This is a genomic window from Heliomarina baculiformis (assembly GCF_019966545.1).
In the GTDB taxonomy this organism is placed as follows: domain Bacteria; phylum Pseudomonadota; class Alphaproteobacteria; order Rhodobacterales; family Rhodobacteraceae; genus Heliomarina; species Heliomarina baculiformis.
In genome coordinates this window covers 382,929-407,244 of the sequence record NZ_JAIMIC010000002.1, presented here as the reverse complement: position 1 = coordinate 407,244, position 24,316 = coordinate 382,929, and the positions used below count along the sequence as shown (strand labels likewise).

Here is a 24,316-nt window from a genome sequence, read left to right as displayed (position 1 = left end):
TAGTGTCGGACATTCACACACTGTCGCTCGATTCACGCAAAGTCAACATGAATGTCCGATGGCAGGGAAACCCTCTTCCCAGCCCCCCGCGATGGCCCTAGGCAGGGCTACGCAGCTCGGTTTTCAGCACCTTTCCATTGGCGTTGCGGGCCAGCGGCTCGGTCAGGAAGGTCACGAGATCCGGCACCTTGTAATCCGACAGGCGCTCGGCGCAGAAGCGCTTGATCTCATCCGCGTTCAGCTCATGGCCGTTGCCATAGACAAAGGCATGCACCCGCTCGCCCAGCACCTCGTCAGGCGATCCTACGACAGCCGCCTCGACCACATGCGGATGATGCGCCAACACGTTCTCAACCTCGATTGAATAGATCTTGAACCCCGCCCGATTGATCATGTCCTTCTTGCGGTCGATGATGCGCACAAAGCCATCCTCATCCATTATTCCCACGTCGCCAGAGACCCAGTAGCCGCCGGTAAACCCCTTGGCATCGCCCTCGGGATTGTCCCAATAGCCCGGCACCACCATCGGCCCGCCGATCAGCAATTCACCGCTTTCTCCGGGGGGCACCTCGCGCCCGTGGTCATCGACGATCACGATATCGGCCAGCGGCAGCGGCTGCCCCACGGACTCCGGATGCTCGGATATGGTCCCGGCGGGCAGCAGGGTGGCCGGCGAGCTGGTTTCGGTCGATCCATAGGCGTTCTGCAACACAAGCGAGGGCACGTGACGCGCCAGTTTCTCGATCGTCGCAGGTGGCATGGGCGCGCCGCCGAACCCGGCCACCCGCCAAGACGACAGATCGAAATCGGCAAACGCAGGCTCCAGCAGGCAAAGGTTATACATGGCTGGCACCATGACTGTCGTGGTGATCCGCTCGGCCTCGGCCAGTTCAAGAAATTTTCGCGCCTTGAACGCCCGCATCATGACGGTCGTACCGCCCACATGGATCATCGCCAGGATAATCGCGACCAGCCCGGTCACATGGCTTGCCGGGACCGCGAGGAAGCCCACATCGCCCGCGCGCAGGTCCATCCCCCACTCGAAATGCATCATCGAATGGATCACCGACACATGGGTGAGCATCGCGCCCTTGGGCTTGCCCGTCGTGCCCGAGGTATAGAGCAAGCAAAGCGTGTCCTCTTCGTCAACTTCGGGCCAGTCGGCATCGGCACGGGCGGCATCGCGGATCTGGCCAAGCCCCTTGTCGCCATCAAGGACATAGATGCCGCGCAGGCTTGGCACCCTTGCCTGTTCCGGCAGGTTCTCGGCAAATTCCGCCTCGGCGATCACCGCTGACGAGCCGTTCTGGTTCAGCACGAATTCGATCTCGGGCCGACGCTGACGCGTATTGAGCGGCACTGAAATCAATCCGATCCGCGCGGCAGCAAGGAAAAGCGTGATAAATTCCAGCCGGTTACCGATCAGCAGCGCAATACGTTCGCCCTTGCGATACCCAAGCGCGAGCAGGCCGGCAGCCAGTTCCTGCACTTCGGCATCAAGTTCGGTATAGGTCAGGCGCCGGTCTTCATCGACCACCGCAACCCGGTTGCCATGTTGCGCCACGGTGGCGCGAAAGCCTGCATCCAGACTGGCGGGCCGGTCCGCGAAACAACGCACGACGCGACGGCCATACAGCACCTCGTGCCGTATTGCGGGCAAATCCTTCATGATTCTCTCCTCCTCGCGGCCCCTCCCAAGGCCGCCCCGCGTCAACCTAACCGGATGCGAGAGCAAGACAACCACGCAATCCGCGCCGCCCGATTGCGTTTACACGCTGGCCTGATCGAACCACGAAAAAACCGGCCCCTTTTGACAGGGGCCGGTTTCCAATCAGGCAAAATCAGTATGCTCAGGGCACCGGAGGAATGTTATTCATTCCAGGCGCGGTCGCCGTTTTCGTCCTTGACGCGGGTCGGCAGGCCGATCCGGTCGAGGATGGTAAAGAACGGTTTCGGGTCCATTTCCTCGACGTTTTTCATGGTCTTGGCATCCCAGGTCCCGTCTGCCACCAGCATCGCGGCCGCCACCGGCGGCACGCCCGCCGTATAAGAGATCCCCTGCGAGCCGACCTCAAGATAGGCTTCCTTGTGATCGGCAACGTTATAGACGAACATTTCAACGTCTTTGCCGTCGCGCGTACCCTTCACCAGATCGCCGATGCAGGTCTTGCCGGTGTAGTCGTGCGCGAGCGAGGATGGATCCGGCAGGCAAGCCTTGACCACCTTGAGCGGCACGACTTCTTGCCCTTCGGCCAGCGTGACGGGTTGTTCAGACAGCAGGCCAATGTTCTTCAACACGCTGAAGACGTTGATGTAATGCTCGCCAAAGCCCATCCAGAACCGGATATCGGCCTGCGGATAATTCGTCGCCAGCGAATGTACCTCGTCATGGCCCGACATATAGGCCATCTGCTTGCCAACCACCGGCAGATCCCATTCATGGCCAACCTCGAACATGGAATTCTCTTTCCACTCGCCGCCCTGCCAGGAATAGACCGTGCCGGTGAATTCGCGGAAGTTGATCTCGGGGTCGAAGTTGGTCGCGAAATACTTGCCGTGGCTGCCCGCGTTGATGTCGACGATATCGACGCTCTTGACCTCGTCCATCGTGTCGATGGCAAAGCGCGCAAAGGCATTCACCACGCCCGGATCGAACCCGGCACCAAGGATTGCGGTGACGCCCTTTTCCGCGCACAGGTCGCGCTTTTTCCATTCGTAATTCGCATACCACGGCGGGGTTTCGCAGATCTTGTCGGGTTCTTCATGGATCGCCGTGTCGATATAGGCCGCACCGGTTTCGATGCAGGCATCCATGACCGACATGTTCACAAATGCCGAGCCCACGTTAATCACGATCTGCGCGCCGGTATCAGTGATGACCTTGGCGACAGCCGCACTGTCGAGCGCATCGACCTGATACGCCTTCAGCACGCCGTCCACTTTCATCGCGCTCTTTTCGCGCACGCTGTCGATGATCGCCTCGCATTTCGAAAGCGTACGGCTGGCGATATGAATATCGCCCAGCACGTCATTGTTCTGAGCACATTTATGCGCCACCACCTGTGCGACGCCACCAGCGCCGATGATAAGAACGTTCTTTTTCAACGTGATATCCTCGTGTGTTGTTATTTCGTGCGAAGGGACAAGCCGCGCTCAGGAAAGCGCCGCTGCAAAATCCTCATAGGTAAAGTCGCGCACCATCCGTTCGCTGCCGTCCAATTCACGGACCGCGATTGCGGGCATCTTGACGCCGTTGAACCAGTTCTTCTTTACCATCGTGTAACCGGCCGCGTCCTGTACGCTCAGCCGGTCGCCGGGCTTCAGCGCCTCGGGAAAGCGGAACTCGCCAAAGATATCGCCCGCAAGGCAGGATTTGCCGCAGATCATCCATTCTTCGGGACCCGCGTCGGGTTCCATCTTGGCGGATTCGCGATAGATCAGCAGATCGAGCATATGAGCCTCGATCGAGCTGTCGACAATGGCGAGGTTCTTGCCGTTGTAAAGCGTATCCAGCACCGAAACTTCCAGCGTCGTGGACTTGGTGATAGCGGCCTCGCCCGGCTCCAGATAGACTTGAACCTCGTTTTCCCCTGCAAAGCGTTTTAGCCGCTCGGCCAGACGGTCAAGCGGATAGCCCTCGCCCGTGAAATGAATGCCGCCGCCAAGACTGATCCAGTCCATCGCGCGGATCAGGTGGCCAAAGCGTTGTTCGATACTGCCCAGCATCGCGTCGAACCGGTCGAAATCGGCGTTCTCGCAATTGTTGTGGAACATGAATCCGGTGATCCGGTCGGCAAAGGGCTCGATCACCGCCGGATCGTGCTCCCCCAGACGGCTGAAAGGCCGCGCCGGATCGGCCAGATCGAATTCCGACGTCGACACGCCGGGATTGACCCGGATGCCGCGCACATGGCCCTCGGACTCGCTTTCAAATCGCGACAACTGCCCGGTGGTATTGAAAATCACCTTGTCCGAGTTCGCGAGAACCTCGTCGATCTCATGATCGGCCCAGGCCACGGAATAGGCATGGGTTTCGCCCGGGAATTTCTCGCGCCCCAGCTTTACCTCGAACAGCGAACTGGAGGTTGTGCCGTCCATGTATTCGCTCATCATGTCGAACACGGACCAGGTGGCGAAACATTTCAGCGCCAAAAGCGCCTTGGCCCCGGAGTTTTCTCGCAGCCATGCGATTTTTTCCATGTTCGGCAAAAGCCGGGATTTATCGACCAGATAGTACGGTGTCTGCAACGCGAATGCCCCTTTCTGGGTCATGAGCTAGGCCAAACAGGAAGCCGGTCTATAGGAAACTTGGCGCTTTCAGGTCAAGGGACTCGTGCCGCCTTTTCCAATCACGTCTTGTTGGTCTCGACCGTCTGGGCCAGCCGCGCGACAATACTGTCCGAGCTGACCACCCCGATGACCTTGCCACCTTCGGTCACGCCCAGCCCGCCAGGCGCATCGTTCAGCCGGTCGATCACATCCAGCAGCGGATGATCCGCTGTAACCGCGCTTGCCTCTGTGCCACCCTCGGCCGGCACCATCACATCGCGCGCGCACAGCGCGCCGAGCGGATTCATGTTCGCGACGAACTCGGTGACGTAATCTGTGGCGGGTGCCGAGAAAATCTCGCGCGGGGTGCCGCATTGCACGATGCGCCCACCCTCCATGATCGCGATACGTCCGCCCAGCTTGAAAGCCTCGTCGAGATCGTGGCTCACGAAGATGATCGTGCGTTTCAGATCACGCTGCAGTTCCAAGAGCTCGTCCTGAAGCCGCGAGCGGATCAGCGGGTCGAGCGCCGAAAACGGCTCGTCCATCAGCAGGATCGGCGCATCCGTGGCAAAGGCGCGCGCAAGGCCGACGCGCTGCTGCATCCCGCCCGACAGCTCACCCACCTTGCGGTCGGCCCAGTCGATCAGCCCGACCAGTTCAAGCTGACGGTCCGTGCGTTTCAGCCGTTCGGCCTTGGGTACCCCCGCCAGTTCCAGCCCCAGCGCAACGTTATCGCGTACGGTCCGCCACGGCAGCAGACCGAATTGCTGGAAAACCATCGACACGCATTCGCGGCGCACCCGGCGCAGATCAGCCGCATTGGCATTGGCCACGTCGCAGGACCAGTCGCCATCGAAGATCCGCACCGTGCCGCGCGCCGTCGGGTTCAGCCTGTTCACCGCCCGCAAGAGCGTGGATTTGCCCGAACCGGACAGCCCCATCAGCACAAGGATCTCGCCCTCTTCCACGCTGAGAGAGCAATTGTGCACGCCCAGCACCTGCCCGGTTTCCTGCTGGATTTCCGCGCGGCTCTGGCCCTTGTCCATCAAGGGCAGCGCCACCTCAGGCTTGTCCCCGAAGACGATGGAAACGTTGTCGAATTCTACCGCTGTCGTCATTTCTTGCCCACCCGCAGCATCCGGTCGAGCATGATTGCGACCACGACGATGATAAAGCCCGACTCAAACCCAAGCCCCGTGTTCACCTGGTTGAGCGCACGCACGACCGGCACGCCCAGCCCATCCGCGCCGACAAGCGCGGCGATCACCACCATCGACAGCGACAGCATGATGGTCTGATTCAGCCCGGTCATGATCTGCGGCAGCGCATAGGGCAGCTCGATCTTCCAGAGCGTCTGGCTCGGTTTCGCCCCGAAAGCCTCGGCCGCCTCAAGCAGCGCCGTGGGGGTCGAGCTGATCCCAAGCTGCGTCAGCCGGATCGGCGCAGGCAGCACGAAAATTACCGTCGCGATGAGTCCCGGCACCATGCCGATGCCGAAAAACACAATCGCGGGAATAAGATAGACAAAGGTCGGCAGAGTCTGCATCAAATCCAGAACCGGCGCCATCCATGCATACAGCTTGGGCCGGTGCGCCGCCGCGATGCCAATTGGCACGCCCACCCCCATGCAGACCACGCAAGCCGACAAAACCAGCGTGAGGCTTTCGGTCGTTTCCTCCCAATAGCCCTGGTTCAGGATGAACAGGAACCCGACCACGACAAAAAGCGGCATCTTCCAGCCGCGCTGGATCACCCATGTCAGGCCTGCGAAAACAGCGATCACGATCAGCGGGTGCGGGCTCTGCAACACCCAGAGAACGGCCTCGATCAGCCATTCCATCCCGTCGGCTAGCCCGTCAAAGAACCAGGCCCCGTTAATCTGCAACCAGTCGAACACCACCTCGGCAGTGTCCCCGACCGGTATCTTGTTATCCGTGAGCCAATTCATGAATGCGACTATCCGTGTTTTGCCGATACGACCGGAAGAGAGAAAAACGCCGTACTACGCACGAAATGCACGGGGTGTTTTTCGCAGATTATCGTTTCCAAACTAGAAGCTCTGCCTGGAAAACCGTCTCGCCCAGCCGCCGGAATGACCCCGCCCGCTTTCGGCGCGGGCAGGGTCGCCATGCTGATTACTTCAGCTTTTCTTCGGCTGCTGCCATCGCGTCGCCACCGTCGATGGTGGTCACACCGGCAAGCCATGTATCCAGAACCTCTGGGTTTTCCTTGATCCAGACCGCCGCCGCTTCGGACGGGTCCTTACCGTCATCAAGGATCGCGCCCATGATCTCGTTTTCCATGGCCAGCGTAAATTCGAGATTGTTCAGCAGCTTGCCCACGTTGGGGCATTCCTCGACAAAGCCCGCGCTGGTGTTGGTATAGACCGTCGCACCGCCAAGGTTCGGGCCGAAATAATCGTCGCCGCCCTCAAGATAGGTCAGGTCGAAATTCGCGTTCATCGGATGCGGCTCCCAGCCAAGGAATACCACAGGCTCGCTGCGGCGATCCGCCCGCGCGACCTGCGCCAGCATCCCCTGCTCGGAACTTTCGACCACCTCGAACCCGGACAGGCCAAAGGCGTCTTCATCGATCATCGACTGGATCAGGCGGTTGCCGTCGTTGCCCGGCTCGATGCCATAGATCTTGCCGTCAAGCGCTTCGGCCTGCGCGGCGATATCGCCAAAGCTGGTGATCCCCAGATCGGCCGCCGCCGCATTCACAGCCAGCGTGTATTTCGCGCCTTCAAGGTTCGCGCGCACCGTGTCTACCGTGCCGTCTTCGCGATAGGGCGCGATATCCGCCTCCATCGTCGGCATCCAGTTGCCGAGGAATACGTCGATGTCGCCTTTGGCGAGAGAGGTATAGGTCACCGGCACCGACAAAATCTTGATGTCGGTCTCATAGCCCAGCACATCGAGCACGACCGTCGTCGCCGCGGTCGTTGCGGTGATGTCGGTCCAGCCCACGTCCGAAAAGGTGACGGATTCGCAGTCAGCCATGGCTGCGCCAGCGCTGACCGCCAGTGCCAGAACAGAAGTAGAGAGCGTGGTTTTCATTTCAGAATATCCCCGTTTATTGTTTTCTCTTGCGCCAATATAGGCTTAGGGACCGTGGTCTTTGCAACCGAATAGTCGGCTCAGCCGGTTTCCCCGCCCCAGACGCGCAGGATTTCTTTGGATTGCATCACCAGACCTGTATGCAGCGACACCATCTTTAGCGCGGCATCCTCCATTTCCTCATTCGTCCCGCGCACCAGATCGGCGGCGACACAGACCCGATAACCGATGTTCGAGGCATCGAATGTCGCGTTCAGTACGCAGCAATCGGTCATCCCGCCATTCAGAACGACGCGCTTTATCCCCATGCTACGCAACAGGAAATCCAGATCGGTCGGATAAAAGGGCGACAGGCGCCGCTTGGTTTCGACGATCAGGTCCTGTTCCAGCACCTCGGTCGAGAACTCGGTCCATTTCGTACCCTCAAGCGCATGATCCGCCTCGCCCGGTATCGCTCCGACCGTCAGCGGGAACAGCGTCCGCCACGCCGCCGGATGCGCCCCGGCCAGATCGTCCTGACCGCCCTTGCGCAGGACCGAGCGGACATGAACGATCGGTACACCCAGAGCCCGCGCCTCACGGTGAAAAGCGTTGACCGGCGCGATGATCTCGCGCCCGCGTGGTGCCGGACAAGGGCACATCGGGTCCTCAGACAGATGCCCCTCGTGCATGTCGATGGAAATGATCGCCGTATCCGCGCGCGACACCCATGCGCCGAATGTCTCGTCGGGCAGGTCCTTTTCTGCCCCGTAAACCAACGCTTTCACGTGATTACCCCTTGTCTCTATATGAAAAAGGCGGCCGCACGTTGCGCCCGCCCTGAAACCGGCCCGCGGGCCGAACCGTTACGGCGTTGTGCAGGCCAGCCGGATCGCGTTTCCATCCGGATCGCGCATCACCGCCATGTACCAGTGGTAATAGGTCATGAACTGTTCCTGTACCATGGTGCCGCCCATGCCCTTGGCCTTTTCGACGATAGCGTCCAGCGCCTCCTTGCTCTCGCATTGGAAGGTAAAGGCGGTCTGGTCGCCCTCGCCTGCCTTGCGCGGCTCAAGCCCCAGCATTTCGTAAGCGGCCAGCGCGCTGAAGCCGACCATGACGTCGCCCGACATATAGCCCCGGAACACGTCCGAGCGCAGGCTTTCGTTCTCGGTCAGGTCGAACAGGTCGCGATAGAACTCGGACAGGGTGATGAAATCCTCGGAAAAGAGGCTCACCTGCATCAACAGATTCATGGTTTTTCCTTATGCCGCAGCGATGCCAAAGGTCTTTTCGAACTGTGCACGCAAATGCTCGCCCGCCGTCATCGCCGGGTACTTGGCATAGCCGTCATGCTCGAGGATCGTCGGCGCGCACTCGACCTTGTAGAAATATTCCGGATCGCAGAACGTCGGGCAGGAATAGCGGGTCTTGTCGCTGTGGTTGTTCAGAACCCGGTGATAGGTCGCCTTGTAACGGTCATTGGTGATGACCGGCAGCATCTCTCCGAGGTTGATGATATAGGTGCCCGGGATCGGCGGCGCGGCGATCCATTCGCCATCGGCGTTGCGCACTTCCAGACCGCCGATATCGTCCTGCAGCAGCAGCGTCAGCAGACCCCAGTCCGAATGCGCGCCCGCGCCCAGCTGGTTGGCGGCAGCATCTTTTGGCATCGGCGGATATTTCAGGATGCGGCAGTAATGTAGCGGCTCTTCCAGCGCCTGGTCAAAATAATCCTCGGGAAGTTCCAGCGACAACGCGACCAGCTGCGCCAGATGACGCCCCAGATCCAGAACCTTTTCCACATAGGCTTCGTATTGCGGGCGAAACTCGGGGAAGGTTTCGGGCCACTGGTTCGCCCCGGTGCCCGGCACGTTCGCCTTGGTATAGCGATGCTCCGGCCCGGCCTCGACGCTCGACATATAGCCTTCTTTCAGATCCGGCGGAGAGCCCTCGTCCAGCGTCTGCGCCGCCATCGGCTCATAGCCACGGGTCGAATGCTGGTTGACGGAATCGAGCTTCATCTTCTCTTCCAGCGGCAGGTCAAAGAATTCGGCCGCGAGCTTGATCTGGTTGTCCATCACCTCCTGCGGGATGCCGTGGTTCTTGATGTAAAAGAAACCGGTATCGACACAGGCCTTGTGAATTTCCCAAGCCACTTTCTTGCGCTTTTCGATGTCGTCGGAAAAGCTGTCGGTCAGGTCGATCAGCGGGATTTCCGTCGCCGCGTGAGGGGGTTCGTAGATGATCATGGTCTCAAAGTCCTCTTGAGTTCGTTTCAGGGTTCAGGCGCTCAGTCACGCTCTTCTCTTATGTGATGCTGGCCAAGGGCAGCCGGTTGCGCCCAGCGGTCCGACCCGCGCAGCGCGGCCCAGATCATGACGCCCAGCGTGGCCAGGTAGGGGGTCATCTGCAGGAAATAACGGGGTACATCCGCGCCGGTCGCCGCGATCCTCGGGATCAGCGCCTCGATACAGCCAAAGAGCACCGCGCCCAGTACCGCGCGCCACGGATGCCAGCGCGCAAAGATCACAAGCGCAATTGCGATCCAGCCGCGCCCGCCGACAACCGTATCGACCCAGATGCGCGACACCGCCACGGTCAGATACCCGCCCGCCAGACCGATCAGCCCCGCACCGATGACGATGGCGGCAAAACGCATCGCAGTGACGTCAATCCCCGCCGCATCCGCCGCGCCCGGGTTTTCACCAACCGCTCGCAGGGAAAGCCCGAACCGCGTTTTGTTCAGTAGCCAGAGCACCGCAAGCGTCAGCACCGGCACCGCGAATATCACCACGTCTTGCCCCAGGAAGACCGGTTCAAGCCCGGCTATCGCCTTGTTATTCCAGCGCTCCGCGCTTGCGATGAAACTCACCAGCGCCTGCGCGAAGAACACCAGCGCCAGACCAGAGATCACGTGATTGATCCGCAGCGAAGCGACCATGACCGCAAAAAGCAGCCCCAGCAGCATACCTGCCACCACCGATCCGCCCAGCGCCAAGAGCGGTGCCGAACCGTTGAGCATCGCGCCCACACCGGCCAGCGCACCGACCAGCATGAACCCCTCTGCGCCAAGGTTCAGCACCCCGGCCCTTTCGGTGATGATGAGCCCCAGCGCCGCCAGCGCAAAAGGCGCGGCAAACCCGGGAATGTTGATCAGCCAGTTCAGAAGGAAATCGCTCATGCCGCCTGCCTCCAGTGCATCCGGTAGGTCAGGAAGAATTCCGAGGCCGCGACGCAGGTGATAAAGATCGCCTGGATCAGCTGCACCAGTGCGAAAGGCACGCCAAAGAACACCTGAAGGCTCTGTCCCACGAGTAAAAGCACCGCCATAAAGAAGGCAACGACCACCACGCCCAGCGGATGATTGCGCCCCAGAAAGGCGATCAGCACCCCGGAAAACAGGTAGCCGCTAAAGAAATCCTGCGTCATGCGGAATTCGACCCCGGCGGAAATCGCGAACCCCGTCAGACCTCCCACCGCCCCCGACCCAAGGATCGCGGCCACCGTCAGACCAGCCACCGGCACGCCCACGGCCCCCGCCATCCGCGCGTTCGAACTCATCAGGTCCAGCAGGTATCCGACCCGGCTGAACGACATGATCCACCACAGGATCAGCGCCAGCCCCACCGCCAGCGGCAGCGCCCAGTTCAGGTTGAGCCAGCCCAGCATCGGCAGCCGTTCAAAGGTCTCGTATTGCTCGGTATGGGGAAAGGCGCTGACCGGGTCTTTCCACGGCCCGTACACCATATGCAGCAAAAGGTTGAACGCCACGTAGTTCAGCAACAGCGTGGTGATGACCTCGTTGATGCCAAGACGTTGCTTCAGCAGACCCGGCCCCGCGATCCAGAGCATCCCGCCCAGACAGGCGGCCAGCGCCATGGTCACAACGCGCCCGTTCTCCGGCCCGATGTCATATATCGCCACAGCCGAGGCAAAGATCGCACCAAGGATCATCTGCCCTTCCAGACCAATGTTCCAGAAATTGGCGCGAAAGGCGATGGCCGTCGCCAGCCCTGCAATGACCAGCGGCGCCGTGCGCACCAGAACCGAACCGAGCGCGCGCGGGCTCGAAAAGGCGGTCGTGGCAATCTCGCGTCCCAGATCGGAGGGCGCGACGCCAGACCACGCCAGCAATGCGACGGACAACGCCGCCGCCACCAAGAGGCTTATGACATATACGCCGATCCGCAACCTCTCGGAAACGCTCTGGCGCACTTCAAGCAGCGGCACCATGCGCAGCCGCGTCGCGGGGGGCGTCGCCGCCACCGTTTCATGCCCTGTATCTGTCAACTCTGTACTACTCATGTGAAACCATCGCCGCACCGATGTCGCCGCGTTCAGCCGGTGCCTTGAATTCGCGTGTCAGACGTCCGCTGTTCAGCACGCCGATCCGGTCAGAAAGCAGCATGATCTCGTCCAGATCGTCGCTGATCAGGATGACCGCCGCGCCCCGATCCCGCGCGGCCCGCAACCGGTCATGGACCGCCGCTCCGGCCCGCACATCAAGACCCCGCGACGGGCTATGGGCCAGTACCACACGCGGCGCGCCTTCAAATTCCCGCGCGATAACAAGCTTTTGCGCGTTGCCGCCCGACAAAAGCCCGGCCCGCTGACCAAGGCTGCGCACGCCCTGCACGTCATAAGCGGCAACCGCCTCACGCGCGGCGGCCTGCGCCAGTCCGCGCTTGAAATAGCCCCAGCCGCCATAGGCTCCGGCCATCGCACCATTGACCGCGTAATTGTCCGTCACGCTGATCCGTCCGGCCAGCCCGTGGCTGTAGCGATCCACCGGAATACAACCCAGCCCGTGCCGCCGCCGATAACCGGGCCCGCGTTTGGAGACATCGCCCAATCCGTTCATCCCGATCCGCCCCGAAGACGGAAAGGACAGGCCCATGATCGCGGCCGAGAGTTCGTTCTGACCGTTGCCCGACACGCCCGCGACGCCGTAAATCTCGCCCCGACGCACGCGAAAGCTCACATCGACCAGCCCTTTGCGCCCGCTCTCCCCGCTCAGCGTCACGTTCTCAAGCTCAACCTCGATCGGCCCGACCGCCTTGGAAAGCTGCGGTTTTTCAATAATCTGCTCGCCCACGATCAACGTCGTCAGGCTCGCCGGGTCCATCCCTTCGGGCGTGGTCTCTGAAATCTTGCGCCCGCCTCGCATCACCGTGATCCGGTCGGAATGGTGCAGCGCCTCGTGCAACTTGTGAGTGACAAGGATCACCGCGCTGCCCGCCTCGGCCAGCTTTCGCACCAGCCCCATGAGCATCCGCCCCTCTTCGGGGCTGAGCACGGCGGTGGGTTCATCCAGAATGACGATCCGCGCGCCCGCCAAGAGCACTTTCAATATCTCGATCCGCTGCTGCTCGGCCACGCCCAGCGTCCCGGCCTTGTCCGAGAGCGAAATCTCGAACCCCATCTGCCGCGCCAGATCCTGCGCCTTGCTCGCTACCTCACTTGGGCTGCGACCCGGGTTGAACAGCATGATATTCTCGAGCACGGAAAAGGCTGGCACCAGCTTGAAATGCTGGTGCACCATGCCGATGCCCCGTGCCGCCGCGTCCCGCGCCCCGGAAATCCGCACGGTTTTCCCGTCAATGGCCACATGGCCCTCGTCCGGCGCGTACAGGCCGCAGGCAATATTCATCAGCGTCGATTTCCCGGCGCCGTTTTCGCCCAGCAGCGCATGCACCTCCCCGGCCCGCGCCACGAAGTCGACGGTATCGAGGGCCCGAAAGCCCCCGAAACTCTTGGACACCGACGAAAGAGCCAGAGTGTCAGTCATCACCATCCCCGGTTACTGGCCCGAAACGCCGTCAACGAACCAATCCATGCCCCAGAGATCGCCGTCGCCCAGAACTTCGCCCTCGGCCACGCGCTCGGTGCCGTCGCGGTCGCTTAGCGGACCGGCAAAGACATGCTTGCCATTGATGATCGCGTCGCGTTCGGCCATGACCTGCGCTTTCAGCTCTTCGGAAACCGCCGGACCACAGCAGGCGATATCGGTGCCGCCCTCGGCAATCGACAGGAACGCGCCATAGGGGGCCGGTTCGAACTCACCTGCCGCGATTTTTTCGATCTCAGGCTTGAGGAACTTGTCCCATGTCCAGATTGACGAACACTGCGTTGCTTCGGAGAATTCTGACAGGTCGCGGTGGTGGCCGGTGCCGTAGATACCCTTTTCAGCCGCAACGATCTGCACGGTCGGCGTATCGACGTGCTGGCCGATCACATCGACCCCCTGCTCGATCAGCGCCTCCGCTGCCGCGCGCTCCTTGACCGGGTCGGCCCATGCGCCGGTAAAGACAACCGTCAGCTCCGCATCCGGGTTCACCTGCCGCGCGCCCATCAGATAGGCGTTCACCGTCCAGTTCACGAGTCCAAAGGGGTTCGCCGCGACAAAGCCCAGCTTGTTGGATTCGGTCAGACCGCCGGCAACCATCCCGCAGAGATACTGGCTCTCATAGGTGCGGCCGTAGACGCTCTTGAGGTTGTCGCCGTTGGTCGTGCCCGCCGGGTTGATAAAGACAACATCCGGATATTGCTCGGAAAGTTCCTTGAACGTGTCGGAATACCCAAAGGCCGAGCCAAGGATGATATTGGCGCCGCGTTCGATGAACAGCTCGGCCGCCGGACGGATTGCCGTGGCAGATTCGGGGACCTCCTCGGCCATCGGGATGCGCAGATCCAGCTCTTCTTCAAGCTTGCCGCGCGCCTCGTCGATGGATTGCGACCAGCCACCGTCATCGGACTGGCCAAAAAGAATGACGGCCGGGCTGGGGTTCCCCACGGCGGCAAATTCCGCCTGAGCGGTAACGCCTTGAGCAGCCAGAATGGCGCTTGCCGCCATCAGCCGGAAAAAGGTGCGAAAGGTAGTCATATCGGTTCCCTGCATTTGCTTATGGTGCGCGGCTTCGTTCACGCACGACGTGTTTCACCGAGTTTCGAACGCGGATCGGAATATTGGCTTGCACCCGGAAAATAGCCGGTACAAAAGTCACGCTGTCCCCTGCCGGGGCATCGCGTCAAAGCAAACACAGCCCGGTTTGCCGTTAGATCGCGAAAATTTTTCCAATTGGACAAAATTTAATCGGAACTTTGGCCCTCCAAGGACCGTTTGCTACGGTTTTGCGACGCAACCATACAAAAAATGGCGCGAGTGATTCTCGCGCCATTCGATCATTTCCAGCCTATACAGCTATTCATGTCATAGATGTGACGCCAATTGACGTCAGGACATCTGACCCGCGCTGGAAGGCCGCCAAGGATCCTCCACAGCATAAGATGACGCCAACCAGCGCCAGTTTCTACCAGCTTCAGGAACCGATCAGCCGAGGATACCCGGCAGGTTCAGCCCTTGCTCGCGCGCGCAATCAAGCGCGATGTCATACCCTGCATCCGCATGGCGCATCACACCCGTCGCCGGGTCGTTCCACAACACGCGCTCGAGACGTTTATCGGCCTCTTCCGTCCCGTCACAGCAGATCACCATGCCGGAATGCTGGCTGAACCCCATGCCCACACCGCCACCGTGATGCAGCGACACCCATGTCGCCCCGCTCGCCGTGTTCAGCAACGCATTCAGCAGAGGCCAGTCCGACACGGCGTCCGAGCCGTCCTTCATCGCCTCGGTTTCACGGTTGGGCGAAGCGACCGAACCGCTGTCGAGATGATCGCGCCCAATCACCACCGGCGCTTTCAGCTCGCCATTGCGGACCATTTCGTTGAACGCCAGCCCCAGCCGGTGCCGCTGCCCCAGCCCGACCCAGCAGATCCGCGCGGGCAGCCCTTGAAACGCAATACGTTCGCGCGCCATGTCAAGCCACTGGTGCAGATGCTCGTCATCGGGGATCAGTTCCTTGACCTTCTGGTCCGTCTTGTAAATGTCCTCCGGATCACCGGAGAGCGCACACCAACGGAACGGACCGACACCCCGGCAGAACAACGGCCGGATATAGGCAGGCACGAATCCCGGAAAGGCAAAGGCATTGTCCAGACCTTCGTCCAGCGCCACCTGCCTGATATTGTTACCATAATCCAGCGTCGGCACACCTGCGTTCCAGAAATCGACCATTGCAGCCACGTGGGTTTTCATGCTCGCCCGCGCAGCCTTTTCCACCGCTTTCGGATCGCTTTCGCGCTTTTCGCGCCATTCGGCGAGGCCCCAGCCCTGCGGCAGATACCCGTTCAGTGGATCATGCGCGCTGGTCTGATCGGTCACCATATCCGGACGGATGCCGCCTTCGTTCATGCGCCGGACAAGTTCCGGAAAAACATCCGCCGCATTCCCCAGAAGACCGACCGACTTCGCCTCGCCCGCCTTGGTCCAGCGCTCGATCATCTCCAGCGCCTCGTCCAGCGTTTCCGCCTTTTCGTCGAGGTATTTCGTGCGCAGGCGGAAATCGATGCTGTCAGGATTGCACTCGACCGCCAGACAGCATGCACCGGCAAAGACAGCGGCCAGTGGCTGCGCCCCACCCATGCCGCCAAGACCGCCCGTCAGGATCCATTTTCCCGTCAGGTCCCCGCCGTAATGCTGACGACCGGCCTCGGCGAATGTCTCATAGGTTCCCTGCACAATCCCTTGCGTGCCAATGTAAATCCACGACCCGGCCGTCATCTGGCCGTACATGGCCAGCCCCTTTTTATCGAGCTCGTTGAAGTGATCCCAATTCGCCCAATGCGGCACGAGGTTTGAATTCGCGATCAAAACGCGCGGCGCGTTTTCATGGGTTTTGAACACACCCACGGGCTTGCCCGACTGCACAAGCAGCGTCTCATCCGCTTCAAGCTCTTTCAGCGCGGCGACGATACGATCAAAATCTTCCCACGTCCGCGCGGCCCGGCCGATGCCGCCGTAAACCACCAGCTCATGCGGGTTTTCCGCGACATCGGGATGCAGATTGTTCATCAGCATCCGCATCGGCGCCTCGGTCAGCCAGCTTTTGGCGGTGATCTCGGGCCCGGTGGGCGGGAAAATATCGCGGATATTATGGCGCGGATTGGTCATGTCAGGTCTCCGGATAGGGCGAGAGTTTGCAAGGATTGAAGGATTTCCGAAAGCACGGTACGGGTTGGACCAGCCTTCTCAGGCAGATAGGTCCAGGGCGCGGATTCCGTCATATAGGTCGATTGCGCCAGCTCCATCTGGATCGCGTGAAAACCCTCGAAAGGTCTTCCATAATGGCGCGTTGTCCAGCCTCCCTTAAACCTTCCGTTAAGGATCGACGTGTAACCCTGAGTTGAGCGGCAAATCTTATCCACACAGTTTTCCACAAGCGGATCGCAACTCTGCCCTGCATTGGTCCCAATGTTGAGATCCGACAATTTGCCGTCGAACAAATAGGGAATCCACGACCTGATCGAGTGGCAATCGTACAAGACCGCAACACCGTGGATATCCTTCACGCGCTGTAATTCAGCGGACAGGGCATCGTGATACGGCGCGTGATAGCGCTCTCTCCGGTGTTCGATCTCAGCGGCATCCGGCTCTTCGCCTGTCCGATATATTGGATTGCCGTCGAAATCGGTCACCGGGCACAAACCCGTCGTATTCTGCCCCGGATACAGGCTTGAATCGTCAGGTCCTCGATTAACATCAATGGCATAGCGGTGGATCGGCGTGCGCACTGTCGTCACCCCGTCAAGCAGCCCGTCATACAGCCGATGGATGTGCCAGTCCGTGTCCGCTATCGCCAGCCCGCGTTCGTTCAGCCGCGCGGCGACCTCCTCGGGCAGATCGGTCCCCGTATGCGGCAGGCCCAGCACGAGCGGCCCCTCTCCACGTTGAATTTCGATCATGCCACGACCTCCGGGAAGACACCGTCGCGCACCAGAGAAGACGCGATTTCAATGTCCGGCGCGAGGAACCGATCATCAACTAAAGGTTGAACGTCTTGCCTTAACCGTTTGATAACCCTGCCCAGCGGCCCCGAGGTTTGCAACGGCGCTCGCGCTTCGACCCCCTGCGCCGCGCAGAGCGCCTCGATCCCCAGAATGACGTTCAGGTTCTCGATCATCCGCATTAGGCGAAACGCCCCATGGGCCGCCATGCTCACGTGATCTTCCTGGTTGGCAGAGGTCGGCGTGCTGTCGGTCACACATGGGTTGGCGAGATGCTTATTCTCGCTCATCATTGCCGCCGTGGTCACTTCGGCGATCATAAAGCCGGAATTCAGCCCCGGATCGGGTGTCAGAAACGGCGGAAGGTCATAACTCAGCGTCGGATCGACCATCAGCGCGACGCGACGCTGCCCGATGGCACCGATCTCGGCAAGCGCCAGCGCGATATCGTCGGCGGCAAAGCCCACCGGTTCCGCGTGGAAATTTCCGCCCGAAACGATCTGCCCGGTTTCGACCAGCACCAAGGGGTTGTCCGTCACCGCATTCGCTTCGATTTCAAGGGTTTGCCCGGCACGCCGGATTACGTCCCATGACGCGCCAACCACCTGCGGTTGGCACCGGATGCAATACGGGTCCTGCACCCGCGTGTCATTGTCACGATGGCTTTCGCGGATTTCCGAGCCTTCCATCAGCGCCCGCATCCGCGCCGCCACGTCGATCTGCCCCTTGTGACCGCGCAAAGCATGGATTTCCGGCGTCAGCGGCGCGGTAGAGCCCATGATCGCATCAGTCGACAGCGCGGCGATGATGATCGAATTCTGTACCGCCCGCTCGGCCCCGAAACACCCGGCCAGCGCGCAGGCCGTGGAAAACTGCGTGCCGTTGATCAGCGCGAGCCCCTCTTTCGCCCCCAAAACAACCGGCGTCAGCCCGACCTTTTCAAGCGCCGCACCACCGGACAGACGTTCCCCCTTGTAAAACGCCTCGCCCGCCCCGATCAAAACCGCCGTCATATGGGCGAGCGGCGCCAGATCGCCGGAGGCCCCGACCGATCCCTGATGCGGCACGACCGGCGTAACCCCTGCCTCCAGCATCCCTTCGATCAGCGCGCAAATATCCCAGCGCACGCCCGAAGCCCCACGCCCCAGCGACATCAGCTTAAGCACCATCATCAGCCGCGTCAGCCGTTCAGACAGCGGCGCGCCGACGCCGCAGCAATGGGACAGGATCAGGTTTTCCTGAAGCTTTGCGGTATCTTGCGGGGCGATCTTGCGGCTCGCGAGCTTGCCGAACCCGGTGTTCACCCCATAGACCGGCGCGCTTGCCGCTGCCGCCTTGGCCACCAGTTCCGCAGCCGCCTCGACCTTTGGACGTGCCTCGTCCGCAAGGCGCACGGGCGTTTCATTGCGATAGATGCGCTCAAGATCCGACAGGGAAACCTGCCCCGGTGTCACGATCATCCTTCACCTCCAATGATGCGGGCATAAAGCGGGTTGAACCCGATCCGATAAGCAAGCTCGCCCGGTGTTTCGACATCCCAGACTGCCAGATCCGCGCGGTATCCCGGCGCGATCTCTCCGCGATCCGTCAGGCCCAGCGCGCGGGCGGCGTGGCAGGTCACCCCGGCCAGCGCCTCTTCGGGCGTCAGGCGGAACAGGGTGCAGCCCATGTTGAGTGTCAACAACAGCGAGGCCAGCGGCGAGGAGCCCGGATTGCAATCAGTCGCCAGCGCCATCGCCACCCCGTGATTCCGAAACGCCTGCACTGGCGGCACCTGCGTCTCGCGCAGCGTGTAAAACGCCCCGGGCAGCAGCACGGCGACGGTTCCCGCGGCCGCTAGTGCCCGCGCGTCCTCGTCATTCGCGTATTCCACGTGATCGGCCGACAGCGCCCCGTATTCGGCCGCCAAGGCCATTCCGCCCAGATGGGACAGTTGCTCCGCGTGGAGCTTTACCGGCAGGCCCAGTTCCTTGGCGACATCAAAGACGCGCGCGATCTGCTTGCAGTCAAAAGCAATTCCCTCGCAGAACCCGTCCACCGCATCAACCAGCCCCTCGGCGTGGGCGGCCTTGAGCGTGGGGATACAGACCTCGTCGAGATAGGCATCAGGGCGATCCTTGTATTCTGCCGGAACGGCGTGTGCGCCGAGGAATGAGGTCCGTACCGCCACGTTGCGGCGCACGCCCAGTGTCCGCGCCGCCCGCAGCATCCGCAACTCGGTATCGAGGTCGAGCCCATAGCCGGACTTCACCTCGACCACGCCGACCCCTTCGGCGATCAGCGCATCAAGCCGCGCCAGCGCCCCCTCGACAAGCGCCGTCTCATCCGCCGCCCGCGTGTCGCGTACTGTCGAAACGATGCCGCCCCCGGCGCGGGCGACCTCCTCATAGCTCGCGCCATTCAGCCGCATCTCGAATTCCAAGGCCCGGTTGCCGCCAAAAACCAGATGCGTGTGGCAATCGATCAGCGCCGGAGTGACCAGCCGCCCGCCCATATCCTCGGGCGTCACGCCTGCGAAATCATCGGGAATGGCCTGCCCCACATGGGCGATCACTCCATCCCGCAGGGCAATCACCCCATGTTCGATCAGCCCGTAACCGCCGCCGGTCATCGTCGCGATCCGCACCCCGACCAGAACTCGCTCCACCATCCGTGATTGACCTTTTATGTCTACTTTAATAACTTTATGTATAGACATAATTGAGTCGTCAAGAGAGTCCAAATGACCGTTTTCCATGCCGGCGCCGCCTTGCTTACCGATGGGTGGCAAAGTGATGTCACGCTTACCCTTGCGCCGGATGGCACGATTGCGCGGCTCGGCGGCGAAAGCCCCGATCATCATGTCGGCATCCTGCTCCCCGCCCCTGCGAACGTGCATTCCCACGCGTTTCAGCGCGCGATGGCGGGGCTGACGGAAGCGCGCGGGCCATCGGGGCGTGACAGTTTCTGGACATGGCGGCAGCTCATGTTCCGCTTTCTCGACCGGCTCACCCCCGAAGACATCCGCGCCATCACCGCGCAGGTACAGATGGAGATGCTGGAATCCGGCTATGCGGCCAGCGGCGAATTCCACTATCTGCACCACCAGCCGGGGGGCACGCCATATGCCAACCTCGCCGAGACGAGCGCCGCGATCTGCGCCGCCGCCAGTGAGACAGGCATCGGTCTGACCCTCCTGCCAGTGCTCTATGAGCAAGGCGGCGTCGATGGGCGACCGCTTGGCCCCGGACAGATCCGCTTCGGCAACGATCTTGACCGTTTTCACAATCTTCACGCGCAGACAGCCAAGGCGCTAAGCCTACTCCCCGAGGACGCAAAGATCGGCGCCGCGCCTCATTCTCTTCGCGCGGTCACCCGTAACGCACTGGCAGAACTGGCCAAATCCAGCAGCCCGATCCACATGCATCTTGCTGAACAGGTCGCCGAAGTGGATGAGATCAAGGCCGCCTACGGCGCCCGCCCGGTCGAATGGATGCTCGACAATTGCCCGCCGGATAAGAACTGGTGCCTGATCCATTGCACCCAGATGGAGCCGCATGAAACCGCCGCGCTGGCGCAGAGTGGCGCAGTGGCCGGACTTTGCCCGCTGACCGAATCCTCGCTGGGCGACGGGATTTTCGACGGTGTGCGCTGGCTGGAAAACGACGGTGCCATCGGGATCGGGTCGGACAGCAACATCCGGATTTCCCTTGCCGAAGAACTCCGTCAGCTCGAATACTCCCAGCGGCTGCGCGACAAGGGCCGCGCCGTTCTCGCCGCGCCCGGCGGCAGCACGGGCCGACGCCTGTTCGACGCGGCCACGGCAGGCGGCGCACAAGCCATTGGGCGCAAATCCGGCCGTATCGCGACGGGATATCTTGCCGATCTCATCGCGCTGGATGCGGATGATGCCGACCTCATCGGGCGCAGCGGCGATCAGATCCTCGACACATGGATTTTTGCCCGCGACGACCGGCTGGTGCGCGATGTATGGTCCGCCGGGCGTCACGTCGTACAGGGTGGCCGCCACATCGCCCGTGAGACCATCACCGCAAACTACCGCGCCTGCCTCTCTCGCTTGGCCGAGGTCATGTGATGGCGCAAAGCTGGCAGGACATCCACAAGGAAGCGCTGCGCCGCATTCACAGCCGCGAATGGGCGCCCGACACGCTGATCCCGAACGAGGCTGACCTTGCCGAGGAGTTCGGCTGTTCGCGCGCCACGGTCAACCGGGCCCTGCGGGCGCTGGCCGAGGCAGGATGGCTCGAACGTCGCCGAAAGGCCGGCACCCGGGTCGCCCGCGCCCCGCAACGCCGCGCCCAGCTTGCCATCCCGCTCCTGCGCGAGGAAATCGAGGCGCGCGGCCAGCGTTTCGCCCATCGCATCCTGTCCCGCAGCCGTTCAAAAATGCCCAGCCCTCTGCGTGCCGCGCTTGGTCTGTCGGATGACGCCCCGGTGGAACGGGTCCAGACGCTCTATCTGGCTGACGGTCACCCCTTCGCGCTGGAGGACCGCTGGGTGCACCTGTCCGCCGCGCCGGGTTTCGAGACCGCCGAGCTGGAAAAAACCAGCCCGAATGAATGGCTTGTCCAGCATGCGCCGTTTTCACATGGCACGCTGGACTATAGCGCCGCGCCGGCCGGTGATTTCGAGGCGGAACAGCTCGGCTGCGCCCCCGGCACCGCCCTGCTCTGCATGCAGCGCAGCACCTTTGGCCCCGGCGACCACGCCGCAACGCTGGTCACAACGCATTTCGCGCCGAACCACCGGGTCAGACTAGAGATTTAATTGCCGTTCTGGCTGCGCAGCCATTCCACGATGGCCGGGCGCACCGATTGTTCGCCTCTTTCGCGCGCATCCCAGATGATCTCGCGCGCCTCTTCAAGGTTCACCCGCCGCAGCAGGCTCTTGACCGGACCGATCGACGCCGGGCGCATCGACAGGGTCTCTACCCCGATGGCCGCAAGGCATAGGGCTTCTATAGGCCGGCCCGCGTCTTCTCCGCAGAAAGACAGCGGCGTATTCGATTCCCGGCAGCGCTGCACCACCTTGTCGATCAGGCTCAGGAAGCTGACGTTCAGCGTGTCATAGCGACGCCTCACGCGTTCGTTTTCCCGGTCGGCGGCAAAAAAGAACTGTTTAAGATCGTTGCCGCCAATCGACAGGAACCCGACATCGTCAAAGAATTTCTTGGGTGCGAAGGCCAGCGAAGGCGTCTCGAGCATTGCGCCGATTTCGATGGATTCCGGCAGCACATGGCCCAGACGTTCCTCTCGGGCGATGGTCTTGTCGAGTTCGGCCCGCGCCGCAGTATATTCCTCGAACTGCGCAATGAACGGGAACATCAGCGTCAGCGGCCGACCCGCCGCCGCACGGATCAGCGCCTGCAGCTGCATCCGCATGATGCCGGGCTTGTCGAGTCCCACCCGTATCGCGCGCCAGCCCAGCGCCGGGTTCGGTTCGTCATTGGGCTTCATATAGGGCAGCACCTTGTCCGAGCCGATATCCAGCGTCCGAAAGACCACCCGCTTGCCCTTGGCCGAATCCAGAACCCGCGCATAAAGTGCGCTCAGTTCCGACCGTTTTGGCATCTGGTTGCGCACCAGAAACTGCAATTCCGTGCGGAAAAGCCCTACCCCCTCGGCGCCCGAACTTTCCAGCGACGGCAGATCCGCCATCAGCCCGGCATTCATATGCATCCCGATGGTGCGGCCGCATTTGGTCTCGGCTGGTAACCCCCGGATCGAACTGAACCGCTCCTGCGCCTGCGCCAGCATCGCGATCTTGTCGCGGAAGGCACTGACCACCGTATCGTCCGGGCGCAGATGCACCACGCCCTGATCGCCATCGACCATGATGTGATCGCCGTTCAGCGCCTCGGTGGTGATCCGGCTGGCATGGACCACCAGCGGAATCGCCAGCGCCCGCGCGACAATGGCCGCGTGCGAGCCGACCGACCCTTCCTCGAGCACGATGCCACGCAATTTGCGCCCGTATTCAAGCAGATCCCCGGGGCCAATGTTGCGCGCGATCAGGATCGGATCGGGCGGCATCTCTGCCCCGGTCTCGCTCCCCTGCCCGGTCAGGATACGCAAAAGACGGTTCGAAAGGTCGTCCAGATCCGAAAGTCGCTCTCGCAGATAGGCGTCCTGCACCTGCTGCATCCGAGCCCGCGCCTGCGACTGTTCCTTTTCCACGGCAGCTTCGGCAGAAAGACCCCGGCTGATGTCTTCCTCCATCCGCCGCATCCAGCCCTTGGAATTGGCGAACATGCGATAGGCTTCAAGCACCTGAAGCTGGTCCTTGTCCCCGGTCAGGGACATCTCCAGCATCCGGTCAACGCCGACCCTCAACTGCTCGACGGCCTCGGTAAGACGCACCAGCTCGCTCTGAGGGTCGTCCGAGATCGGGTTGGCGACCACCACACGAGGTTCATGCAACCAGACATGACCCTCGGCCGCGCCTTCCTGCCCGGTCGTCCCGCGCAAAAGGACGGCCTGCTGATGGCGCGCCGACAGCGCTGCACCCTCACCGATAAAGGCACCAAGCTCGGTCATCTCGGCCAGCACCATCGCCACCACTTCCAGCGCGTATTGCTCGTCTTCGGAAAACTCCCGCGCATCGCGGGACTGCACCACCAGCACGCCCAGCTTTTCGCCAAGCCGCTGAATCGGCACGCCAAGGAAAGAGGAATACCGCTCTTCGCCGGTTTCCGGCATATAGCGGAACCCCTTGGCCGCCGGGGCGTCGGGGGTATTCACCACTTGCCCGGTACGCGCCACACGCCCGACAAGACCCTCGCCCAGCCGCATACGGGTCTGGTGAACGGCCTCGGGTTTCAGACCTTCGGTCGCGCAGAGCTCCAGCGTTTCCTCGTCCCGGAAAAGGTAAACGGAGCAGACCTCGGACCCCATGCTGTCGGCAATCAGATGGGTGATCTGATCCAGCCGCGCCTGCCCGGCCACATCGCTGGCCATCGTGTCTCGCAACCGCCGCAAAAGCTTGCGGCTTTCGGTTTCCATGCGTTCAGCCATTCTGGCGACAGGTGTCCTATGCAACCTCCGGGCGTTCAGCCCGACCGAAGCCTATAGAACACATGACGCGGAAAAGCGAAATGGATTTCCGTGGCGGAAGGCCCGAAGATTGCCAGAGAAAACCCAACGCCGGCGCAAATCCGC

Annotated in this window: 20 protein-coding genes; 2 read left to right on the top strand and 18 right to left on the bottom strand. The window is 61.7% G+C overall.

Going from position 1 to position 24,316, the window contains the following annotated elements; translation table 11 throughout:
- Positions 1 to 97 precede the first annotated feature (97 nt).
- From MF268_RS05545 to hutI, 17 genes are all read right to left on the bottom strand, one after another.
- The gene (locus tag MF268_RS05545) at positions 98 to 1,669 is read right to left on the bottom strand and encodes a class I adenylate-forming enzyme family protein (RefSeq protein ID WP_238369899.1); all 1,572 of its coding nucleotides are present in this window, start codon (positions 1,667 to 1,669) and stop codon (positions 98 to 100) included.
- Between the two features lie 200 nt (positions 1,670 to 1,869).
- A complete protein-coding gene (locus tag MF268_RS05540; protein WP_238369898.1) occupies positions 1,870 to 3,105 on the bottom strand; it encodes a saccharopine dehydrogenase family protein in 1,236 nt (411 codons plus the stop codon).
- 48 nt (positions 3,106 to 3,153) lie between these two features.
- The gene (locus tag MF268_RS05535) at positions 3,154 to 4,248 is read right to left on the bottom strand and encodes a carboxynorspermidine decarboxylase (protein ID WP_238369897.1); all 1,095 of its coding nucleotides are present in this window, start codon (positions 4,246 to 4,248) and stop codon (positions 3,154 to 3,156) included.
- Positions 4,249 to 4,349: 101 nt separating this feature from the next.
- Complete coding sequence (gene choV, locus MF268_RS05530) at positions 4,350 to 5,390, bottom strand: choline ABC transporter ATP-binding protein (protein WP_238369896.1); 1,041 nt, start codon at positions 5,388 to 5,390, stop codon at positions 4,350 to 4,352.
- Entirely contained in the window at positions 5,387 to 6,220 is an 834-nt protein-coding gene (gene choW / locus MF268_RS05525; RefSeq protein ID WP_238369895.1) for a choline ABC transporter permease subunit, read from the bottom strand. Before choW ends, choV begins: the two co-directional genes overlap by 4 nt.
- A gap of 187 nt (positions 6,221 to 6,407) precedes the next feature.
- Entirely contained in the window at positions 6,408 to 7,331 is a 924-nt protein-coding gene (locus tag MF268_RS05520; protein ID WP_238369894.1) for a choline ABC transporter substrate-binding protein, read from the bottom strand.
- 80 nt (positions 7,332 to 7,411) lie between these two features.
- Positions 7,412 to 8,098 carry a cysteine hydrolase family protein gene (locus tag MF268_RS05515; protein WP_238369893.1) on the bottom strand — a complete coding sequence of 229 codons (687 nt, stop codon included), beginning with the start codon at positions 8,096 to 8,098 and terminating at the stop codon, positions 7,412 to 7,414.
- Positions 8,099 to 8,176: 78 nt separating this feature from the next.
- Positions 8,177 to 8,566, bottom strand: coding sequence for a VOC family protein (locus tag MF268_RS05510; RefSeq protein ID WP_088633673.1), 390 nt, complete (start codon positions 8,564 to 8,566; stop codon positions 8,177 to 8,179).
- A 9-nt stretch (positions 8,567 to 8,575) separates the two neighbouring features.
- Positions 8,576 to 9,562 carry an isopenicillin N synthase family dioxygenase gene (locus MF268_RS05505; protein WP_238369892.1) on the bottom strand — a complete coding sequence of 329 codons (987 nt, stop codon included), beginning with the start codon at positions 9,560 to 9,562 and terminating at the stop codon, positions 8,576 to 8,578.
- Positions 9,563 to 9,603: 41 nt separating this feature from the next.
- The gene (locus tag MF268_RS05500) at positions 9,604 to 10,494 is read right to left on the bottom strand and encodes an ABC transporter permease (RefSeq protein ID WP_238369891.1); all 891 of its coding nucleotides are present in this window, start codon (positions 10,492 to 10,494) and stop codon (positions 9,604 to 9,606) included.
- Complete coding sequence (locus tag MF268_RS05495) at positions 10,491 to 11,618, bottom strand: ABC transporter permease (RefSeq protein WP_238369890.1); 1,128 nt, start codon at positions 11,616 to 11,618, stop codon at positions 10,491 to 10,493. The genes MF268_RS05500 and MF268_RS05495 overlap by 4 nt, the downstream gene beginning before the upstream one ends.
- A complete protein-coding gene (locus MF268_RS05490) occupies positions 11,611 to 13,101 on the bottom strand; it encodes an ABC transporter ATP-binding protein (RefSeq protein ID WP_238369889.1) in 1,491 nt (496 codons plus the stop codon). Before MF268_RS05490 ends, MF268_RS05495 begins: the two co-directional genes overlap by 8 nt.
- Positions 13,102 to 13,113: 12 nt before the next feature.
- The gene (locus MF268_RS05485; RefSeq protein WP_238369888.1) at positions 13,114 to 14,196 is read right to left on the bottom strand and encodes a BMP family ABC transporter substrate-binding protein; all 1,083 of its coding nucleotides are present in this window, start codon (positions 14,194 to 14,196) and stop codon (positions 13,114 to 13,116) included.
- 447 nt (positions 14,197 to 14,643) lie between these two features.
- Complete coding sequence (gene hutU / locus MF268_RS05480; protein WP_238369887.1) at positions 14,644 to 16,326, bottom strand: urocanate hydratase; 1,683 nt, start codon at positions 16,324 to 16,326, stop codon at positions 14,644 to 14,646.
- Positions 16,323 to 17,117, bottom strand: coding sequence for an N-formylglutamate deformylase (hutG, locus tag MF268_RS05475; RefSeq protein ID WP_238369886.1), 795 nt, complete (start codon positions 17,115 to 17,117; stop codon positions 16,323 to 16,325). The genes hutU and hutG overlap by 4 nt, the downstream gene beginning before the upstream one ends.
- Positions 17,114 to 18,619 carry a histidine ammonia-lyase gene (hutH, locus tag MF268_RS05470; RefSeq protein ID WP_238369885.1) on the bottom strand — a complete coding sequence of 502 codons (1,506 nt, stop codon included), beginning with the start codon at positions 18,617 to 18,619 and terminating at the stop codon, positions 17,114 to 17,116. The genes hutG and hutH overlap by 4 nt, the downstream gene beginning before the upstream one ends.
- Complete coding sequence (gene hutI / locus MF268_RS05465; protein ID WP_238369884.1) at positions 18,616 to 19,809, bottom strand: imidazolonepropionase; 1,194 nt, start codon at positions 19,807 to 19,809, stop codon at positions 18,616 to 18,618. The genes hutH and hutI overlap by 4 nt, the downstream gene beginning before the upstream one ends.
- Positions 19,810 to 19,881: 72 nt before the next feature.
- On the opposite strand from hutI, the gene MF268_RS05460 reads away from it, so the two are divergent.
- Positions 19,882 to 21,234: a formimidoylglutamate deiminase gene (locus MF268_RS05460; RefSeq protein ID WP_238369883.1), complete on the top strand. Its 1,353-nt coding sequence runs from the start codon at positions 19,882 to 19,884 to the stop codon at positions 21,232 to 21,234.
- On the top strand, positions 21,234 to 21,926 hold the full coding sequence (locus MF268_RS05455; RefSeq protein ID WP_238369882.1) for a GntR family transcriptional regulator: 693 nt from the start codon (positions 21,234 to 21,236) through the stop codon (positions 21,924 to 21,926). The genes MF268_RS05460 and MF268_RS05455 overlap by 1 nt, the downstream gene beginning before the upstream one ends.
- On the opposite strand, the gene ptsP is transcribed toward MF268_RS05455, so the two are convergent.
- Entirely contained in the window at positions 21,923 to 24,172 is a 2,250-nt protein-coding gene (gene ptsP / locus MF268_RS05450) for a phosphoenolpyruvate--protein phosphotransferase (RefSeq protein ID WP_238369881.1), read from the bottom strand. The genes MF268_RS05455 and ptsP overlap by 4 nt on opposite strands.
- Between the last annotated feature and the right edge of the window lie 144 nt (positions 24,173 to 24,316).

Excerpts from the sequence above, each read along its gene's own strand:
- MF268_RS05455 (WP_238369882.1), top strand. The coding sequence starts at position 21,234 with ATGGCGCAAAGCTGGCAGGACATCCACAAGGAAGCGCTGCGCCGCATT.
- hutG (WP_238369886.1), bottom strand. The coding sequence starts at position 17,117 with ATGATCGAAATTCAACGTGGAGAGGGGCCGCTCGTGCTGGGCCTGCCG.
- MF268_RS05510 (WP_088633673.1), bottom strand. The coding sequence starts at position 8,566 with ATGAATCTGTTGATGCAGGTGAGCCTCTTTTCCGAGGATTTCATCACC.
- choV (WP_238369896.1), bottom strand. The coding sequence starts at position 5,390 with ATGACGACAGCGGTAGAATTCGACAACGTTTCCATCGTCTTCGGGGAC.
- ptsP (WP_238369881.1), bottom strand. The coding sequence starts at position 24,172 with ATGGCTGAACGCATGGAAACCGAAAGCCGCAAGCTTTTGCGGCGGTTG.
- MF268_RS05545 (WP_238369899.1), bottom strand. The coding sequence starts at position 1,669 with ATGAAGGATTTGCCCGCAATACGGCACGAGGTGCTGTATGGCCGTCGC.
- MF268_RS05460 (WP_238369883.1), top strand. The coding sequence starts at position 19,882 with ATGACCGTTTTCCATGCCGGCGCCGCCTTGCTTACCGATGGGTGGCAA.
- MF268_RS05485 (WP_238369888.1), bottom strand. The coding sequence starts at position 14,196 with ATGACTACCTTTCGCACCTTTTTCCGGCTGATGGCGGCAAGCGCCATT.
- hutI (WP_238369884.1), bottom strand. The coding sequence starts at position 19,809 with ATGGTGGAGCGAGTTCTGGTCGGGGTGCGGATCGCGACGATGACCGGC.
- MF268_RS05500 (WP_238369891.1), bottom strand. The coding sequence starts at position 10,494 with ATGAGCGATTTCCTTCTGAACTGGCTGATCAACATTCCCGGGTTTGCC.
- MF268_RS05520 (WP_238369894.1), bottom strand. The coding sequence starts at position 7,331 with ATGAAAACCACGCTCTCTACTTCTGTTCTGGCACTGGCGGTCAGCGCT.
- MF268_RS05505 (WP_238369892.1), bottom strand. The coding sequence starts at position 9,562 with ATGATCATCTACGAACCCCCTCACGCGGCGACGGAAATCCCGCTGATC.
- MF268_RS05490 (WP_238369889.1), bottom strand. The coding sequence starts at position 13,101 with ATGACTGACACTCTGGCTCTTTCGTCGGTGTCCAAGAGTTTCGGGGGC.
- hutU (WP_238369887.1), bottom strand. The coding sequence starts at position 16,326 with ATGACCAATCCGCGCCATAATATCCGCGATATTTTCCCGCCCACCGGG.
- hutH (WP_238369885.1), bottom strand. The coding sequence starts at position 18,619 with ATGATCGTGACACCGGGGCAGGTTTCCCTGTCGGATCTTGAGCGCATC.
- MF268_RS05495 (WP_238369890.1), bottom strand. The coding sequence starts at position 11,618 with ATGAGTAGTACAGAGTTGACAGATACAGGGCATGAAACGGTGGCGGCG.
- choW (WP_238369895.1), bottom strand. The coding sequence starts at position 6,220 with ATGAATTGGCTCACGGATAACAAGATACCGGTCGGGGACACTGCCGAG.